We start from the raw sequence: 16,371 nt of genomic DNA, 5'->3' as shown, positions 1-16,371 counted from the left end.
TCCAGGGATAAGGAGATATCGTGATGACCCAGACCAACACCGCACCCGTCCGTGATCTGCTCGCCACCGCCCGCGCCTCGCGCGAGTCCGCCGCCGCCTTCCGGGCGGAAGTGGAGCGCCTGAAGACGGTGTCCTTCGAGGGAACGCTGGCCGCAGTTGTCGAATTTCGCCTGATGGCCCGCGCCATGACCGAAGGACGCTCGCCGGGCGAGGCCCTCCGCGAGGCCCGCGCCGCCGCGGCGGCACGCGGCAGCGCCTCCGCAAGCGCCGCGCCGCTGCCCATGGCCGCCGAATAAGGCGTCAAGGCCGACCGGGGCGGCGCTGTCAGGCCCAGCCGAGCGCCCGCAGCCCGGCGATGGCGCCGGCGCCGACGATCATGGCGATCAGCGGGTTGCGCGTCGCCAGTGCCGTGACGGCCGTCAGGGCCGCCGCCGCCAGCCCCGCCAGCCCCAGGTCTGCGACCGCCGGCACAACCAGGGCCAGGAGGACGATGCCCGGCAGCCGCTCCAGCCCGGCGGCGATAGCGCCGCGCCGGGGCAGGCGCTCGGCCAGCAGCAGGCCCCCCAGGCGCAGGGCATAGGTGCCGATGGCGACGCCGATGATGACCAGCGTCAGCGGGTCGAGCGTCAGAGACCAGACCTCAGGCATCGGACAGCGCCTCCTCGGCTTCCGCGCCATTGCCGGCGCCGCCCGTCAGGGCGTGCTGGACGACGGTGGCGGCAAAGCCGGCGGCGGCGGCGATCAGCACGTACCACTTGCCGGGCAGCATCTCGGCCGCGATCCAGGCGGTGGCGCCGGTGATGATCCACGGCAGCAGGTCGCCGCGCCCCTTCCACAGACCCAGCGCCAGCGCCAGGAACACGGCGGTGAAGGCGAAGTCCAGGCCGAGAAGCCGGGGCTCGGGCAGGAAGTTGCCCGCCACATGGCCGGCGGCGCTGGCGGCATGCCAGAAGGCCGCAAGGCACAGGCCGCCGCCCAGAAGATGCGCCGGCCCGGGCATGGCGCCGCCGGTCGCTCCGCCGGCGCGGGCGACGCCGTTCATGGTCACGGCCCAGTTCTCGTCGGCGACCAGATGCATGCCCAGCGCCTTGTGGTGGAGGGGGCGGCCGGTGAAGACGGGCCGCAGGCTGGCGCCCACCAGCAGGTAGCGCAGGTTGATGATCAGCGCGGCCAGGATGATCTCTGCCACCACGGCGGTGGGCGTCCACATTTCCACGATCAGGAACTGGGCGGCCCCGGCGAAAATGAACAGGTTCATGGCTACCATGTCGGCCAGCGCGATGCCCTTGCCGGCTGTCAGCACTCCGAACACGGCGCCGTAACCGCTGACCGCGACGCCGATACCCAGGTTGTCGCGCGCGCCGCGCCACAGCGCGCCGGGCGCGTAAGACTCGCGGAGCCGCACCGTTTCCTCTCCCCTCTTTTACTGAGCATTGGGATGCAGCCTAACATGGGTCAGTAAAGCTGTCCTGATCCATTCAGCCGTGTCGCGACGGTCCATTGCGCGCGAAAAAGGGCCGGCTCCTGGGGAGCCGGCCCGCGCGAGAGAGGGGGCGGTGGGGTGGCGGTTACTGCGCCTGCTCCTGCATGGTGTTGCCGGTCTCTTCCATCTGCTCGCCCATGTTCTCGGCGGCGCCTTCCATGGCCTCGCCGCTTTCCTCCACGGATTCATCGATGTTCTCGCCCAGCTGCTCGGCCGGGCCTTCGTCCTCGCAGGCCGCCAGCACGGGGGCGGTGAGGCCCAGGACCAGCGCCGTCAGGGCGGTCTTGGCGGAAAAACGGCTCTTGCGCAGGGTCATGATGTCCCTCCTTGGTTGCGCTGTCATCATGGCCGTAGAACGCGGCCGGGCGCCCGGCCGGTCCGTGGCAAAGCCGTGACTCGGTGTGTCATTGGCGCGCGCCGGGATGGTGGTCGAGCACCAGCGCCGTCAGCAGCCGCACACCCCAGCCGGTGGCGCCCTTGGAGGAAAGCGGCCGGTCCTCGTCCGACCGGCCGACGCCGGCCATGTCCACATGCGCCCAGCGCTGGCCCTCCGCAGGAAAGCGGCCGAGGAAGCGGGCGGCGTGCAGGGCGTCGGGCAGCCAGCGCATGGCGGGCGCGCACTGGCGGATGTCGGCGATGGGGCTTTCGAGGTCGGCGTCGCGAGCATCGGTGAACGGCAGGCGCCACACCGGCTCCCCCACCGCGTTCCCCGCCGTCTCCAGGGCTTCGGCCAGGGCGTCGTCGGGGGTGTAGAGCCCGGCATGGTGGCGGCCGAGCGCGGTGACGACGGTTCCGGTCAGCGTCGCGATGTCCACCACGACCTCGGGGCGGCGGTCGGCCGGCTCGGCCGCGAGCGTCGCCAGGGCATCGGCGAGCACGAGGCGGCCTTCGGCGTCGGTGTCGATGATCTCCACCGTCAGGCCGTTGCGCGCGGTGACCACGTCGCCGGGCCGTGTGGCGGTGGCGCCGGGCAGGTTCTCGGCAATGGCGAGCACCGCCGTCACGGAACATGCAGTTTGCATGACGGCCAGCGCATGAACCGCGCCCAGCACGGCGGCGGCCCCGCCCATGTCGCCCTTCATGTGCTCCATGCCCGCGCCGGGTTTCAGGCTCAAGCCCCCGGCGTCGAAGGTGATGCCCTTGCCGACGAGGCCCACCGGCCGCTGCCCGGTGCCGCCCTTGCCCGGCCAGCGCAGGGCGACCAGCGCCGGCGGCTCGGCCGAACCTTGTCCGACGGCGGCCAGCAGGCCGCAGCCGGCGGCGCGCAGGGCATCGACGCCTTGCACGACCTCCACCACAACCCCCAGCGCCTCCAGCGCCCGCGCGCGATCGACGAAGGCCGTCGGCGTCAGGACATTGCCCGGCGCCTCGCCCAGGTCGCGGGCTAGCAGAACGCCCTCGGCCTCCGCCTTCGCCCGCGTCCAGGCCTCCTCCGCCGCGCCGGTGGCGGTGACGCGGATGGCGGCGTGGGTGAGGGTGACGCGGTCCTCATCGTCCACCTTTGTGCGCCAGGGTACAAGCCGGTGCGCCCGCAAGACGAGCCCCTGGGCGAAGGCGGCGGCGGTGGCTGGCTCCAGCTCCAGTTCCACCGTCACGGCCACGTCGCCCGACGTCATCACTTCCGCCGCCACCACCGCGCCCAGGCGCCGGGCGCGGTGGACGTCCATCTCGCCGAAGGGGCCGAGGCCCAAAAGCACCAGGCGGTTCGCCGCCACCCCCGCCGGGGCCCGGACGGTGACGCACTGACCTTCGTTGCCCGAGAACCGGGGTGAGGCCGCCAGGGCGCGGGAGATCAGCCGATCGCCGTCCAGTCCGCGGGCGGTGGCGGTCAGGTTACCGCCCTCCCATACGCCGACGACGAGCGCGGCCGCCTCGGCAGAGGGGCGGGCGGTGAAGGTGACGTCGATCATGGCGGTCTCATGAATGATGCAGGGTGCATGGCGGCATGAAAATGCCCGGAACGTGTCCGGGCATCTTCAGTCGTGTCAGACGGCGGTGTGTCAGCCCTCGAAGCTGTCGCGCACCATGCGGTCCAGCAGGCGCACGCCGAACGCCGTGCCGCCCTTGGGCACGGTGGGCGCGTCCTTCTTCGACCACGTCATGCCGGCGATGTCGATGTGCGCCCAGGGGGTGCCGTCCTTGACGAAGCGCTTGAGGAACTGCGCGGCGGTGATGGAGCCCGCCTCGCGGCCGCCGGTGTTCTTCATGTCGGCGATCTCGGACTTCAGCTGCTTGTCGTAGGCGTCGCCCATGGGCATGCGCCAGACCTTTTCCCCGCTCGCCTGGCCGGCGGCGAAGATTTTTTCCGCCAGCGCGTCGTCGTTGGAGAACAGGCCGGCGTGGTCGGTGCCCAGGCCGATGATGATGGCGCCGGTCAGCGTCGCCAGGTCCACGATGGCCTTGGGCTTGTGCTCCTTCTGCGCGTACCACAGCACGTCGGCCAGCACGAGGCGGCCCTCGGCGTCGGTGTTGATGACCTCGATGGTCTGGCCGTCGGCGCTGGTCACCACGTCGCCGGGGCGGGTGGCGGTGCCCGACGGCATGTTCTCCACCAGCCCGATGAGGCCGACGGCGTTGACCTTGGCCTTGCGGCCGGCCAGCGCCTTCATCAGGCCGGTGACGACGCCGGCGCCGCCCATGTCCCACTTCATGTCCTCCATGCCGGCGGCGGGCTTGAGGGAGATGCCGCCGGAGTCGAAGCAGACCCCCTTGCCGACGAAGGCCACCGGGGCGTCCTTCTTGCCCTCGGCGCCGTTCCACTCCATGACGACCATCTTGCTCTCGCGCGCCGAGCCCTGGCCGACGGACAGAAGCGAGCCCATGCCCAGCTTCTTCATGTCCTTCTCGCCCAGCACGGTGACCTTCAGGCCCAACTCGGCCAGCTTCTCGGCCTCCTGCGCGAAGCTTTCCGGATAGAGGATGTTGGCCGGCTCGCTGACCAGGTTGCGGGTCAGGAACACGCCCTCGGCCACGGCCTCCAGCTCCGGCCACGCCTTCTTGGCCGCGCCCGAGCCGTCGGTGGCGACGGTCAGCTTGGACAGGCGCGGCTTGTCGTCCTTCTTTTCCGTCGTGCGGTACTTGTCGAAGCGGTAGCTGCGCAGCATGGCGCCGAAGGCCACCTGGGCGGCGGCGTCGCCGGCTTCGATGGCATCCACGGCGATGCAGGCCTGCTTGTCGTCGGCCAGCACGGCATAGGCGGTGCCGCCGGCGTCCTGCAGGGCCTTCACGTCCAGGTCCTTCGCCGGGCCGACGCCCACCAGCACCAGGCGGTCCAGTTCCGTCCCGCCGGGCGCGACCAGCGCCAGCGTCTGGCCGGCCTTGCCCTCGAACCGGCTGCCCTTGCGGGCGCGGGAGAGCGCGCCGCCGGTCTTCTCGTCCAACTCCTTCAGCAGGGCCGTCGGCTCGGCCTCCTGCGCCACCAGGATGGCGAGCGCGCCGGAGTCGGGAACGGCGGGCTTGGCGAAGGAAATCTTCATGGTGAGACGATCCTCGTGACTGAATGAACCAATGGAATGACGGTGCCACGCCTCTGGGGGCGCGGGAATACTACGTTTTTCCGACTGTATCGCATCGGCGGGGGAAGGAAACCCCAGACATGGCAGGTGGGCCACGCGCACGGGGTGCGCAAGAGGATCAGGCCCCGCGCCGGTCCCGCGCGATGACGAAAAGCGCAAGCAGGGAAAGGCCGCCCAGCGCCGCCGCCAGCCCGTAATCGCGCGAAAGGTCCATGGCGGGGCCGGAGACGGCAGGCCCAAGCATCGCGCCGCCGGTGTAGAAGGCCACCGCCGCCGCCGTCGCCGCCGGAACCGCGTTCCCCCGGCGGAAGACCACGCCCACATGCGTCATGGTCAGGGTATAGAGAGACCCGCCGACCCCGCCCCACAGCAGCGCCACCGGCCAGATGAGCCACGGCGCGCCGGGCGTGAGCGCCAGCAGCCCCGCCCCCATCGCCAGCAGGACCGCGCCGCCCTCCATCAGCCGGCGCGGCGCCACCTTGTCGGCCAGCCAGCCGACGGGATACTGCACGGCGATGCTGCCGACGGCGATGGCGGTGGGCATGAGGACGGCGGTGAAGGCGCCGAAGCCCAGGTGTGTGGCCTGAACGGTCGACAGCGCCGTCATGCCGTTCTCGAACACGCCGCCCACGATCCCCGCCGCCGCCAGTCCCGGCGCGGCGACCAGCACCGCGAGCACGCCCCGCCCGACGCGCCCGCTCTCCACATCGGAGGTCGCTCGCCGCTCCGGTCCCGTGCCGCGCACCAGAAGCGTCGGCACCCAGGCCAGAAGCTCCAGCCCGACGGGCACCCACAGCGCCTGCGCCGGGGCCAGGATGAAGACGGCGGGAATGGCCGGGCCGGTGGCGAACCCCAGACCGACGAGCGTCTGGAACAGGCCCGTGAGGCGGCCGATCTTTTCCGGCGGAGCGGATTCGGCGACCAGGCTGTCGACCGTCACCCACTCGATTCCGGCCGCCAAGCCGGCCAGCAGGGCAGCGGGCATCCACACCGCGACCCCATCCCCCAGCGCGAACCCCAGCGCGGCGAGGGTCGACAGCACCATGCCCCCCTTGATCGCCGCGACGGCCCCGAACCGCGCCCGCAAGGCCGGCACCAGCGGCGACATGAGCAGGATGCCCAGGTACGGCATCAACGCCACCGCCGCCACCGCCGACGCCGGCTCCCCCCGCGCCGTCAGGGCCACGGCCAGCACCGGCGGCACCAGCGACAGCGAGACGATGCGGATGATATCGGCCGCGATCAGACGCCACAGGGCGGGCAGCGGCAGGCGCGCGGGGGACACGGAAAAGGGGCTCCCGACGGTTGCGGAAGCCCCTGCATGCCATGGCCAAGACGAGAAGGACAGGGCCGCTTTTTGAACTTGGTTCGTTCAGGCGCCACTAAGGCTCACGCGCCTGACCGGCGCGGGGTCGCAGTCGCGACCCTATTCGCCCTTTTCGATCTCGTTGATCGAAAAGGGCTCTACGCCGCCGTCCCCAGATGCACCGGCCGGCGCTGGCGGCCCCAAGAGCCGGGGCGGGCCTCGAAGACGCCTGGAATGTGCGTGCCGCAGCTGCCGCAGTCGCCTTCCGGCGTCAGGTTCCAGCGGCCCAGTTCGTACCAGTCGCGCTCGATCAGAAGGGCGTCGCAGTTCGGGCACCAGGTGGAGCCGCCTTCCGCATCGTGAACGTTGCCCGTGTAGACGAACTTGATTCCCGCCGCCCTGGCGATCGTCCGGGCGCGGCTGAGGGTTTGGGCCGGCGTGCGGTGGATGTCGCGCATCTTGTAGTCCGGATGGAAGGCGGAGAAGTGGATGGGCACGTCGCCGCCCAGGTTCTCCATGATCCAGCCGGTCATGGCCTTCAACTCGTCGTCGGAGTCGTTCTGGCCGGGGATCAGCAGCGTCGTGATCTCGAACCAGACGTCGGTTTCGTGCTTGAGGTACTTCAGCGTTTCCAGCACCGGCTCAAGCTCGGCGGTGCACAGCTTTTTGTAGAAGCCTTCCGTGAAGGCCTTCAGGTCCACGTTGGCCGCGTCCATCTTGCCGAAGAAGTCGGGCCGTGCCTCGGGCGTGATGTAGCCCGCCGTCACCGCCACCGTCTTGATGCCGCGGTCGTGGCAGGCGTCGGCCACGTCGGTGGCGTATTCCAGGAAGATCACCGGGTCGTTGTAGGTGAACGCCACCGACCGCGCGCCCACCTGTTCCGCCCCCTTGGCGATCATTTCCGGCGTCGCCTGGTCCTGCAGCTTGTCGAACTGGCGTGCCTTCGAGATATCCCAGTTCTGGCAGAACTTGCAGGTCAGGTTGCAGCCCGCCGTGCCGAAGGACAGGATCGGCGTCCCCGGCAGGAAGTGGTTGAGCGGCTTCTTCTCGATGGGGTCGATGCAGAACCCCGACGACCGGCCGTAGGTGGTCAGCACGATCTCGCCGTTCTGGGCCCCGCGCACGAAGCACAGGCCGCGCTGACCGTCGTGGATCTTGCACAGGCGCGGGCAGACGCGGCATTCCACGCGCCCGTCGTCCAGTTTCTGGAAATGGCGGCCGGTGACGGCCTCGGGGAAGGGGAGGTCGGTCATGGGCATGGCCCTCCTCGGTGGCCCCATTGCCCGCCGGTGCGGCACCGGGGTGGGCGGAAGGGCAGGTTACAAAAGGTGAACGAGAGATGGCGCGATGGCCCTGTTTCTGCAACGCCTGGACTGGTCGAATGGCACCCTTCGCCCTACCTGTTGCGTAAGATTTCCCAGACACCGAACTCACGAGAGGAGCGCGTCATGACCCACATGCGCCCCGCGGCGGTGGCCGGCGCCTTTTACCCGGGCGACGCCGCCACCCTGACCCGCACCGTCGACGACCTGATGGCCGAGGCCCGCGCCGCCACGCCGGCCGAGACGCCCGTGCCCAAGGCGATCATCGCGCCGCACGCGGGCTATATGTTCTCCGGGGCGACGGCCGCCCTGGCCTATGCCCGCCTGGCGCCGCTGAAGGGGCGGGTGAAGCGCGTCGTGCTGCTGGGGCCGGCCCATCGGGTGCCCTTCCACGGCCTCGCCCTGCCCACCGTGGACGGCTTCGAGACGCCGCTCGGCCCCGTGGCCCTGGACACCGCTGCCATCAACGACGTGGCCGAGCATGTGCCGGGTGCGGGCTTCTCCGACCGCGCCCACCAGCAGGAGCACAGCCTGGAGGTCCACCTGCCCTTCCTGCGCGCCATCCTTGGTCCGGAGCCCAAGGTGGTGCCGGTGTGCGTCGGCGATGCGAAGGCCGAGGAGGTGGCGGCGCTGCTCGACCACCTGTGGGGCGGCGAGGAGACGCTGATCATCATCTCCACCGACCTGTCGCATTTTCTGGACTACGACACGGCCCGCCGGGTGGACGCCGGCACGGTGGCGGCGGTGGAGCACCTGGACCCCTCGCGCCTGACCCACGAGAACGCCTGCGGTCTGACTCCCATGGCGGGGCTGCTCTTGAGCGCGAAGACGCGCCGCATGTCCATCGAGACGCTGGACGTGCGGTCCTCGGGCGACACGGCCGGCCCGCGCGACCGGGTGGTGGGCTATGCCGCCTGGGCGCTCTATGAGCCGCAGGCCCGTCGGCCCGAGGCCGCCGACCCGGAGGCGTCGGTGGAGGACATGCTGCGGGACCACGGCGCGACCCTGACCGGCGTCGCCCGCGATTCGATCCGCCACGCGCTGTCGCACGGGCAGCCGCTGACGGTGGACGTCATGGCCCATGCGGAACCGCTGCGGGCCAACGGCGCCTGTTTCGTCACCCTGACCACAGGGTCGGGCCACCTGCGGGGCTGCATCGGCAGCCCCCAGGCCTGGCGTCCGCTGGTGCAGGACGTGGCGGAAAACGCCTATCGGGCGGCCTTCCACGATCCGCGCTTCCCGCCGCTGATGGAAGGCGAGCTGGCGGACCTGGGGCTGTCGCTGTCGGTGCTGACCCCGCCCATGCCGTTTCCCGTCGAGTCGGAAGAGGATCTGATCGCCCGCGTCCGTCCCGGCGTCGACGGGCTGATCCTTGGCGACCGGGGGCAGCGCGGGCTGTTCCTGCCGGCGGTGTGGGAAAGCCTGCCCGACCCCCGCGACTTCGTCCGCCACCTGAAGCAGAAGGCCGGGCTGGCGGCGCGCCACTGGTCATCGACCATGACGGTGGAGCGGTTCACGGCCAAGTCCGTGAAAGGCTAGAGGCTGACAAGGGGCGCGGCGTGCGCTACACCGGCGGACACCTCGCACTGCCCAACCGGAGACCGCGCATGCCGCTTCCCGACCCGAGCCTCGACCTCGCCCGCCTGCTCGACGACCTGCGTCCCGTGGTCCGCGAGGCGGGGGCGGAAACGCTGAAGGTCTACAACAGCGACTTCGAGGTGTTCCGCAAGGACGATGCCAGCCCCGTCACCGCCGCCGACCGCGCCGCCGAGGCCGTGATCCTGGCCGCCCTCGACCGCCTGACGCCCGACATCCCCGTGGTGGCGGAAGAACAGGTGGACGCGGGCAACATCCCCGATATCTCCGGCGGGGCGTTCTGGCTGGTGGACCCGCTGGACGGCACCAAGGAGTTCGTCAACCGCCGCGACGAGTTCACCGTGAACATCGGCCTGATCGTCGACCGCGCGCCCGTGCTGGGGCTGGTCTACTGCCCGGTGCTTGACCGCCTGTTCGCCGGCTGCGGGGCCGGCACCGCGACGCTGGAGGAAAACGGCGAGCGGCGGAGCATTTCCGTCCGCCGGCCCGACGCTGACGGGCTGATCGTGCTGTCGAGCCGCAGCCACGCCAATTCCGAGGCGCTGAAGGACTACCTGGGCGACAAGCCGGTGAAGGAGGTCATCAACGCCGGCTCCTCGCTCAAGTTCTGCCGGGTGGCGGAGGGCGCGGCCGACATCTATCCGCGCTTCGGCCCCACCTGCGAGTGGGACACCGCCGCGGCCCATGCCGTGCTGAACGCCGCCGGCGGATCGGTGACGCTGGTGGACGGGGCGCCGTTCCTCTACGCCAAGGACAGGTTTCTGAACCCCCACTTCATCGCGCGCGGAGCCGCCGCGTGAGCCGCATCCGCCCCGCCGACGACGCCACGCTGACAGAGGCCGGGCGGCTTCTGCGCGACGGCGTGCTGGTGGCCTTTCCCACGGAAACCGTCTACGGCCTGGGCGGCGACGCCACCAGCGAGACGGCGGTGGCGGGCATCTTCGAAGCCAAGGGACGGCCGCGCTTCAACCCGCTGATCGTGCATGTGCCCGATGCCGATGCCGCCGCGCGGCTGGTGGAGATGGACACGCGCGCGCGGGTGGTGGCGGAGGCCTTCTGGCCCGGCCCGCTGACGCTGGTGCTGCCGCGCCGGGCCGACAGCGGGTTGTCGCTGCTGGTCTCGGCGGGGCTCGACAGCGTGGCGGTGCGCGTGCCGGCGCATCCCGTGGCGCAAGGGCTGTTGCGGGCGGCCGGGCGTCCGGTCGCAGCACCCTCGGCCAACCGCTCCGGCGCGATCAGCCCGACGCGGGCGGCGCATGTGGCGGAAAGCCTGGGCGAGCGCGTGGCGCTGATCGTCGATGGCGGGCCGTGTTCGGTGGGGCTGGAATCGACGGTGCTGGACCTGACGACTCCCGCCGCCACCATCCTGCGCCCCGGCGCCATCACGGCCGCCGACCTGGAGCCCCTCATCGGTCCGGTGGCGGAAAGCGGAGGGGAGGGGCAGGACGCCGACCCGGCCGCACCCAAGAGCCCCGGCCAACTGCTCAGCCACTACGCCCCCGACCGCCCGGTGCGCCTGAACGCCACGGCGGCGCACCCCGGCGAGGCCCTGATCGGCTTCGGCGGCACGGAAGGCGCGGAGGCGGACCTGTCGCCGAGCGGTGATCTGAAGGAAGCGGCGGCGGCCCTGTTCGCCACCCTGCGCGCGCTGGACCGGGCGCCCTTCACCGGCATCGCGGTGGCGCCCATCCCCGACGAGGGCCTGGGCCGCGCCATCAACGACCGCCTGAAACGGGCGGCGGCGCCTCGCTCTTGAACGAGTAAGATGATTGTCTTACCTTCAAAATAGAAAGTGAGGCGGCCATGATCTCTTCAAAGCTGACTTCGAAGGCACAGACTGTCCTGCCCGTGGCGGTGCGGGAATATCTCGGTGTCGGGCCCGGTGATGAGCTGGTCTATGAGTTGAAGGACGGGCAGGTGGTCCTGCGCGCCCGAAAGCGCGAAGACGATCCGTTCGTTCACTTCGACGAGTGGTCTTCCGACGAAGACGAGCAGTTGTTCCGTGACCTATAGACCCTTCACCGTCGTTGCGGCGCCGTATCGTTACGTCGAGCGGCCCGTGGTCAAGCGTCGCCCCTGTGTTCTGCTTACCGCACCCATGGGACCGCTTGAACTGGTCTGGGCACTGATGATTACAGGTGCGGGCAAGGCCGCGTGGCCGGGCGACGTCGCGGTGACGGACATCGACGTCGCGGGCTTGCGCGGCCCCTGCGTTATCCGCTGTGCCAAAGTCGCGACGCTACAGTCCGATGTATTGACCCGGATTGGTCAGTTGAGCGATGCGGATCGTCAGGCTGTCACCGCTGCGGTGCAAGGATTGATGCCCTGGCCGGGACCGGGGCACTGAAAGCCGAAGGCTTTGCGTGCCGTTGCAACGGTGTATGGGGCGGGAGCCTTGCCCAGCGCCGCCGAAGGGGCTAAATCACCCGCACGACGTTTTTCGCGCTGGAACGAGGGATAAAGCCCGTGTCCGAACTTCTGGAACAGGCCGTCACGGCCGAATTGCTGGACCGCATCACCGAGGTCGTCGGGACGAAGGGCATCCTCACGGCTGAAAACGACATGGCGCCCTTCATGGCCGAGGAGCGCGGGCTGTTCGTCGGCAAGGCGCTGGCCGTCGTCAAGCCCGGCTCCACCGAGGAAGTCGCGGAGGTGGTCAGGCTGTGCGCCGACGCGGGCGTGGGGATCGTGCCCCAGGGCGGCAACACCGGCCTGGTCGGCGGCAACGTGCCGTTCGAGCATGGCCGGGAAATCGTCCTCAACACCTCGCGCCTCAACCGCATCCGCGACATCGATCCGGTGAACTTCACCATCACGGTGGACGCCGGCGTGGTGCTGGAAACCATCCAGCAGGCCGCCGACGAGGCCGACTGCCTGTTTCCGCTCGCACTCGGCGCGCAAGGCTCCTGCCAGATCGGCGGCAACATCGCGTCCAACGCCGGCGGCGTGAACGTGCTGAAGTACGGCAACACGCGCGAACTGGTGCTGGGGCTGGAGGTCGTGCTGCCCGACGGCTCCATCTGGAACAACATGAAGTCGCTGGGCAAGGACAACACGGGCTACGCGCTCAAGCACCTGTTCATCGGCGGCGAGGGGACGCTCGGCATCATCACCGGCGCCGTGCTCAAGCTGTTCCCCAAGCCGGTGGAGCAGCAGACGGCGCTGTGCGCGCTGGACGACGTGGCCGACGTTACCAAGGTGCTGTCCCGCGCCCGCGCGCTGTCCGGTGATGCCGTGACGGCGTTCGAACTGATCGGTCGTTTCGGCATGGAACTGGCCGACCGCCACCTGGACGGCGTCTCCGATCCGTTCGAGGCGCCGCATCCCTGGTACGTGCTGGTGGAGTTTTCCTCCTCGCGCCCCGACGCCAACCTGCGCGGCGCCTTCGAGACCTTCCTGGAAAGCGCGTTCGAGGAAGGCATCATCGCCGATGCCGTCATCGCGGAAAGCCTGGACCAGGGCAAGATGTTCTGGCGCCTGCGCGAAGGGTTGCCGGAAGCCCAGAAGCACGAGGGCGCGTCCATCAAGCATGACGTCAGCGTGCCGGTTTCGCGCGTGCCGGAATTCCTCGACCGCGCGACCAAGGCCGTCACCGAGGCCATGCCCGGCATCCGCCCGTGCCCCTTCGGCCATGTGGGCGACGGCAACATCCACTACAACCTGACCCAGCCCGAGGGCATGGACCCGAAGGAATACCTGGGCCACTGGGATGCCATGAACCGCATCGTCCACGACATCGTGGTGGACATGACGGGCTCCATCTCCGCCGAGCACGGCGTGGGCCGCCTGAAGGTGGACGAGATCGTCCACTACAAGCAGGCCGAGGAAATCGAGATGATGCGCCGAATCAAGAAGGCGCTCGACCCCAAGGGCATCATGAATCCCGGCAAGGTGGTGCGGGTGTAACCCTCCGCCCCCGGAAGACGTTGAAGAGGCGTCGGTCCGCGCGGCCGGCGCCTTTTTCATGCCCGGAGGCCCCTCTTGCCCGTGCACCAGGCCACGGAGCCGTCCGCCGCCCCGGACCCGACACCGCCGCAGCGCCGGCCCGCATGGCAGACGGCGCTGATCGGCCTGTTCGTGCTGGCGATCTTCGCGACGCTCTACGTCGCGTCCGCCCTGTTCATCCCCATCGCGCTTGCCATCCTGTTCCGGCTGCTGCTCATGCCGCCGGTGCGCAAGCTCTCGCGCCTTGGCCTGCCGAGGGCGGCGGGGGCCGGGCTGGTGGTGCTGTTGCTCGTCGGCGCACTGGGAGGAGCCGCGGCGTCCCTGGCCGCGCCCGCCTCGGCGTGGCTCGACCGCGCCCCCACCAGCATGGTGGTCCTGCGCATGCGGCTGGCGGAAATCCGCAAGCCTCTCGACGAAATCCGGGAGGCCACGGAAAAGATGACGGAGGCCACCCAGAGCGATGAGGAGCAGGCCACGCCGGAAGTCGTCGTCAGGCAGCCGGGGTGGGCCGAAAGCGTCCTCAGCCAGGCGGGCACGGTCGTGGCCTCGGCGGCGCTGATGCTGGTGCTGCTCTACTTCATGCTGGCGACCGGCGACAGCCTGTTGCGCTCCATGCTGCGGCGGTCCAAGCGGCGCGGTGAACGCAAGCGCACGGTGGAGATGTTCCGGCGGGCGGAGCAGGACATATCCGCCTACCTCATCACCGTCACGCTCATCAACCTGGCGCTCGGCATCGTGACCGGGATCGCCATGTGGGCGCTGGGGATGCCGACACCCATGCTGTGGGGCGCGCTGGCGGCCATCACCAACTTCGTGCCCTTCCTTGGGGCGGCGGCGACGCTGGCGGTGATCGGCGTGGTGTCGTTGCTGACGTTCTCGCAGATCAGCCTGGCGATCATCCCGCCGCTGGTGTTCTTCGCCCTGACGACGCTGGAGGGACAGTTCATCACCCCCAGCCTGATCGGCCGCCGCCTGACCATCAGCCCGGTGGCGGTGTTCCTGGCGCTGATGGTCTGGGGCTGGATGTGGGGCATTCCGGGCATGCTGCTGGCCGTGCCCATGCTGGCGACCTTCAAGCTTGTCTGCGACAGCGTGCCGCGCCTCAACCACATCGGCGCGCTGCTGGATCGGCGATAGGATATATGGCCCTGGCTTCGGTGCGCCGTGCTGCTAGTCTGACGGCCGGACAAGGAGATCGCCCATGCGCCAGTACCATTTCCTCACCTGCGACGTCTTCACCGACACCGCCTTCGGCGGCAATCCGCTGGCCGTGGTGCCCGAGGCCGAGGGGCTGGACGACCGGACCATGCAGACCATCGCGCGGGAGTTCAACCTGTCGGAGACCATTTTCGTCCTGCCGCCGAAGGACCCGGCGCACACCGCGTCGGTGCGCATCTTTACCCCGGCGCGCGAACTGCCGTTTGCCGGCCACCCCACCGTCGGCTGCGCCCTGACGCTGGCGGCGCTGAACCGGGTGGAGCGGGACGAGGCCGGGCGCGGGTCGCTGGTGCTGGAGATGAAGGCCGGACCCGTGCCGATCGTGCTGGACCGCGACGACTCGGGCCGGCCGACGGCCACCTTCACCGCGCCGGGCATCCCCACGCTCGGCGCCGAGGGACTGCCGCCGGCGCCCGTGATCGCGCGGATGCTGGGGCTGGAGCCGGGCGACGTGGTGGCGCGCGAACCCCTGAGCCCCGCCGTCTGCACCGTCGGCGGGGTGGCCTTCGCCGTGGTGCCGGTGGCGCCCGATGCGCTGTCGCGCATCCGCCTGAACAGCGCGCTCTATGAGGAGTACAAGCAGGGCGGGGCGCCGGATCCTTATGTCGTCGCCCTGGACGACCCGCAGCGGCCGAGTGCCGTCCACGCCCGCATGTTCGCCCCCGCCATGGGCATTCCCGAGGACCCCGCCACGGGCTCCGCCGCCACGGCCCTGGCCGCCTGGCTGGACCGGGTGCAGCCGGGAACGGGGCGCGAAACATTGGCCTGGACCATCATCCAGGGCGCCGACATGGGCCGCCCCAGCACCATCGCTCTGGAACTGGACCGCGAGGATGACACCATGACGGCGGTGCGCATCGGCGGCTCGGCGGTGCTGGTCAGCGACGGGACGATGGCTGTGCCCTAGATGAACGCATCCACCAGCAGCCGCAGCGCCACCAGGGCCGACGACACCGCCGTCGCCAGGGCGGCGCGGCGGTTGAGCAGGTTGGATCGGTTGATGCCCGTCACCAGCCGGTTGAAGTCGTGGTGGTCCAGGTCCTCGTCCTTGGAGACGCGCCGCTGCGGGCGCTGGCCGGCGACGTACCAGAGCCAGGCGGCCGTCAGGGCGGCCAGGGCGGCGATGATGTCCAGGATGAAGAGTACGGTCGTCATGGCGTGACCTCAACGCCCTCCACCGCCTCGGCGCTCACCAGAAGCCCGGCGCCGCGGCCGTCGGCGGTGGTGACGAAGCCGCTGATGACGCCCACCACCACCGGGCCGTCTCGCCCCTCCTGCAGCACCGGCGCGCCCGAGGTGCCGCGCGTGGTGTCGCAGCGGTGCAGGCGCAAGCCGGGCGCGCCCGCAGGCGGTTCCAGCACGCAATCCTCCGACAGGCTGAGAAGGTGCGGCCGGTTCTGGCTGTAGCCGGCGATGACAGCCGGCACCCCGTCGTCGGGTGTGCGCAGCGGAAGCGGCGGGACGGGCAGGGGGCCTTCAAGGTGCAGCACGGCCCAGTCCGCCGCCTTCCCCTGCTCCGACAGCGGTGGCGCCTGGATGCGGGCGACGCGGCCGTGCGCGATGAAGTCGCCCCGTCGGTAGCCCGCGACGAAGTGCAGCTCCGACACCGGCAGATACCGGTTCCCCGGCCGGGCCGTCAGGCAGTGGCGCGCCGTCAGAACCCGGTCGGGCGCGATCAGCGTCCCGGTGCAGAAGCCGCCCCGTGCGCGGTTCACGCGCCCCAGGGCCGACCACGGAGCCGCCGCGCTGTCCAGCATCACCCGGTCGTCGCCGCCGATAATGCCCGGCAGCAGTGCCCGCCCGCCCTCTGCCGCCGTGGCGGGTGCGGCGGCGAGCAGCGCCAGAAGCATCAGGATCGCGCGCATGGTTTCTCCCCCCTTTCCTCGGCCCGATCATCGCGGGACGGGGGCGGGGAGGCAAGGGCCGGCGCACGGTCGCCGGCCGCCTGCACGTTCCCTAAAGGATGCCGAACACCATCAGCAGCAC

At 70.4% G+C, this 16,371-nt stretch carries 18 protein-coding genes; 9 read left to right on the top strand and 9 right to left on the bottom strand.

Annotated elements, in window-relative coordinates:
- The first annotated feature begins 23 nt into the window (after window positions 1-23).
- Window positions 24-296 (top strand): hypothetical protein, encoded by a 273-nt coding sequence (locus tag LG334_RS22730; protein WP_404381757.1) that lies wholly within the window; start codon window positions 24-26, stop codon window positions 294-296.
- Between the two features lie 28 nt (window positions 297-324).
- On the opposite strand, the gene LG334_RS22725 is transcribed toward LG334_RS22730, so the two are convergent.
- The 7 genes from LG334_RS22725 to amrS form a co-directional block, all read right to left on the bottom strand.
- Complete coding sequence (locus LG334_RS22725) at window positions 325-648, bottom strand: AzlD domain-containing protein (RefSeq protein WP_404381755.1); 324 nt, start codon at window positions 646-648, stop codon at window positions 325-327.
- Window positions 641-1,405: an AzlC family ABC transporter permease gene (locus tag LG334_RS22720; RefSeq protein ID WP_404381753.1), complete on the bottom strand. Its 765-nt coding sequence runs from the start codon at window positions 1,403-1,405 to the stop codon at window positions 641-643. The genes LG334_RS22725 and LG334_RS22720 overlap by 8 nt, the downstream gene beginning before the upstream one ends.
- A gap of 163 nt (window positions 1,406-1,568) precedes the next feature.
- Window positions 1,569-1,799 carry a hypothetical protein gene (locus LG334_RS22715; RefSeq protein WP_404381751.1) on the bottom strand — a complete coding sequence of 77 codons (231 nt, stop codon included), beginning with the start codon at window positions 1,797-1,799 and terminating at the stop codon, window positions 1,569-1,571.
- Window positions 1,800-1,887: 88 nt separating this feature from the next.
- Window positions 1,888-3,393, bottom strand: a complete 1,506-nt coding sequence (locus LG334_RS22710) for a leucyl aminopeptidase family protein (protein ID WP_404381749.1) — start codon at window positions 3,391-3,393, stop codon at window positions 1,888-1,890.
- Window positions 3,394-3,483: 90 nt separating this feature from the next.
- A complete protein-coding gene (locus tag LG334_RS22705; RefSeq protein WP_404381747.1) occupies window positions 3,484-4,959 on the bottom strand; it encodes a leucyl aminopeptidase in 1,476 nt (491 codons plus the stop codon).
- 157 nt (window positions 4,960-5,116) lie between these two features.
- Window positions 5,117-6,283 (bottom strand): MFS transporter, encoded by a 1,167-nt coding sequence (locus tag LG334_RS22700; protein WP_404381745.1) that lies wholly within the window; start codon window positions 6,281-6,283, stop codon window positions 5,117-5,119.
- A 179-nt stretch (window positions 6,284-6,462) separates the two neighbouring features.
- Window positions 6,463-7,563, bottom strand: coding sequence for an AmmeMemoRadiSam system radical SAM enzyme (gene amrS / locus LG334_RS22695; protein WP_404381743.1), 1,101 nt, complete (start codon window positions 7,561-7,563; stop codon window positions 6,463-6,465).
- Between the two features lie 189 nt (window positions 7,564-7,752).
- Between amrS and amrB the strand changes: the two genes are divergently transcribed.
- The 8 genes from amrB to LG334_RS22655 all read left to right on the top strand — a co-directional run bounded on the left by amrB (window position 7,753) and on the right by LG334_RS22655 (window position 15,292).
- Entirely contained in the window at window positions 7,753-9,165 is a 1,413-nt protein-coding gene (gene amrB, locus LG334_RS22690; RefSeq protein WP_404381741.1) for an AmmeMemoRadiSam system protein B, read from the top strand.
- A 68-nt stretch (window positions 9,166-9,233) separates the two neighbouring features.
- Window positions 9,234-10,022 carry a 3'(2'),5'-bisphosphate nucleotidase CysQ gene (cysQ, locus tag LG334_RS22685; protein ID WP_404381739.1) on the top strand — a complete coding sequence of 263 codons (789 nt, stop codon included), beginning with the start codon at window positions 9,234-9,236 and terminating at the stop codon, window positions 10,020-10,022.
- Window positions 10,019-10,978, top strand: a complete 960-nt coding sequence (locus LG334_RS22680; RefSeq protein ID WP_404381737.1) for an L-threonylcarbamoyladenylate synthase — start codon at window positions 10,019-10,021, stop codon at window positions 10,976-10,978. Before cysQ ends, LG334_RS22680 begins: the two co-directional genes overlap by 4 nt.
- A gap of 47 nt (window positions 10,979-11,025) precedes the next feature.
- Window positions 11,026-11,235: a type II toxin-antitoxin system PrlF family antitoxin gene (locus LG334_RS22675; RefSeq protein WP_404381735.1), complete on the top strand. Its 210-nt coding sequence runs from the start codon at window positions 11,026-11,028 to the stop codon at window positions 11,233-11,235.
- Window positions 11,225-11,569, top strand: a complete 345-nt coding sequence (locus LG334_RS22670; RefSeq protein WP_404381733.1) for a type II toxin-antitoxin system PemK/MazF family toxin — start codon at window positions 11,225-11,227, stop codon at window positions 11,567-11,569. Before LG334_RS22675 ends, LG334_RS22670 begins: the two co-directional genes overlap by 11 nt.
- 119 nt (window positions 11,570-11,688) lie before the next feature.
- A complete protein-coding gene (locus LG334_RS22665) occupies window positions 11,689-13,128 on the top strand; it encodes an FAD-binding oxidoreductase (RefSeq protein ID WP_404381731.1) in 1,440 nt (479 codons plus the stop codon).
- 81 nt (window positions 13,129-13,209) lie between these two features.
- Window positions 13,210-14,304, top strand: a complete 1,095-nt coding sequence (locus LG334_RS22660) for an AI-2E family transporter (RefSeq protein ID WP_404386430.1) — start codon at window positions 13,210-13,212, stop codon at window positions 14,302-14,304.
- A 64-nt stretch (window positions 14,305-14,368) separates the two neighbouring features.
- Window positions 14,369-15,292, top strand: coding sequence for a PhzF family phenazine biosynthesis protein (locus tag LG334_RS22655; RefSeq protein WP_404381728.1), 924 nt, complete (start codon window positions 14,369-14,371; stop codon window positions 15,290-15,292).
- On the opposite strand, the gene LG334_RS22650 is transcribed toward LG334_RS22655, so the two are convergent.
- Complete coding sequence (locus tag LG334_RS22650; RefSeq protein WP_404381726.1) at window positions 15,289-15,540, bottom strand: hypothetical protein; 252 nt, start codon at window positions 15,538-15,540, stop codon at window positions 15,289-15,291. The genes LG334_RS22655 and LG334_RS22650 overlap by 4 nt on opposite strands.
- On the bottom strand, window positions 15,537-16,250 hold the full coding sequence (locus LG334_RS22645) for a trypsin-like serine peptidase (protein WP_404381724.1): 714 nt from the start codon (window positions 16,248-16,250) through the stop codon (window positions 15,537-15,539). The genes LG334_RS22650 and LG334_RS22645 overlap by 4 nt, the downstream gene beginning before the upstream one ends.
- Window positions 16,251-16,371: the final 121 nt, after the last annotated feature.

Source organism: Caenispirillum salinarum (assembly GCF_044803115.1).
Classification (GTDB): domain Bacteria; phylum Pseudomonadota; class Alphaproteobacteria; order Rhodospirillales; family Rhodospirillaceae; genus Caenispirillum; species Caenispirillum salinarum_A.
Note: the sequence above shows the minus strand (reverse complement) of the source record. Positions and strands in the feature narration are given on the sequence as shown.

Bases quoted from the DNA above. Each gene is read 5' to 3' on its own strand.
- LG334_RS22725 (WP_404381755.1), bottom strand. From the start codon at position 648: ATGCCTGAGGTCTGGTCTCTGACGCTCGACCCGCTGACGCTGGTCATC.
- LG334_RS22715 (WP_404381751.1), bottom strand. From the start codon at position 1,799: ATGACCCTGCGCAAGAGCCGTTTTTCCGCCAAGACCGCCCTGACGGCG.
- LG334_RS22710 (WP_404381749.1), bottom strand. From the start codon at position 3,393: ATGATCGACGTCACCTTCACCGCCCGCCCCTCTGCCGAGGCGGCCGCG.
- LG334_RS22705 (WP_404381747.1), bottom strand. From the start codon at position 4,959: ATGAAGATTTCCTTCGCCAAGCCCGCCGTTCCCGACTCCGGCGCGCTC.
- cysQ (WP_404381739.1), top strand. From the start codon at position 9,234: ATGCCGCTTCCCGACCCGAGCCTCGACCTCGCCCGCCTGCTCGACGAC.
- LG334_RS22730 (WP_404381757.1), top strand. From the start codon at position 24: ATGACCCAGACCAACACCGCACCCGTCCGTGATCTGCTCGCCACCGCC.
- LG334_RS22650 (WP_404381726.1), bottom strand. From the start codon at position 15,540: ATGACGACCGTACTCTTCATCCTGGACATCATCGCCGCCCTGGCCGCC.
- amrB (WP_404381741.1), top strand. From the start codon at position 7,753: ATGACCCACATGCGCCCCGCGGCGGTGGCCGGCGCCTTTTACCCGGGC.
- amrS (WP_404381743.1), bottom strand. From the start codon at position 7,563: ATGCCCATGACCGACCTCCCCTTCCCCGAGGCCGTCACCGGCCGCCAT.
- LG334_RS22675 (WP_404381735.1), top strand. From the start codon at position 11,026: ATGATCTCTTCAAAGCTGACTTCGAAGGCACAGACTGTCCTGCCCGTG.
- LG334_RS22645 (WP_404381724.1), bottom strand. From the start codon at position 16,250: ATGCGCGCGATCCTGATGCTTCTGGCGCTGCTCGCCGCCGCACCCGCC.
- LG334_RS22655 (WP_404381728.1), top strand. From the start codon at position 14,369: ATGCGCCAGTACCATTTCCTCACCTGCGACGTCTTCACCGACACCGCC.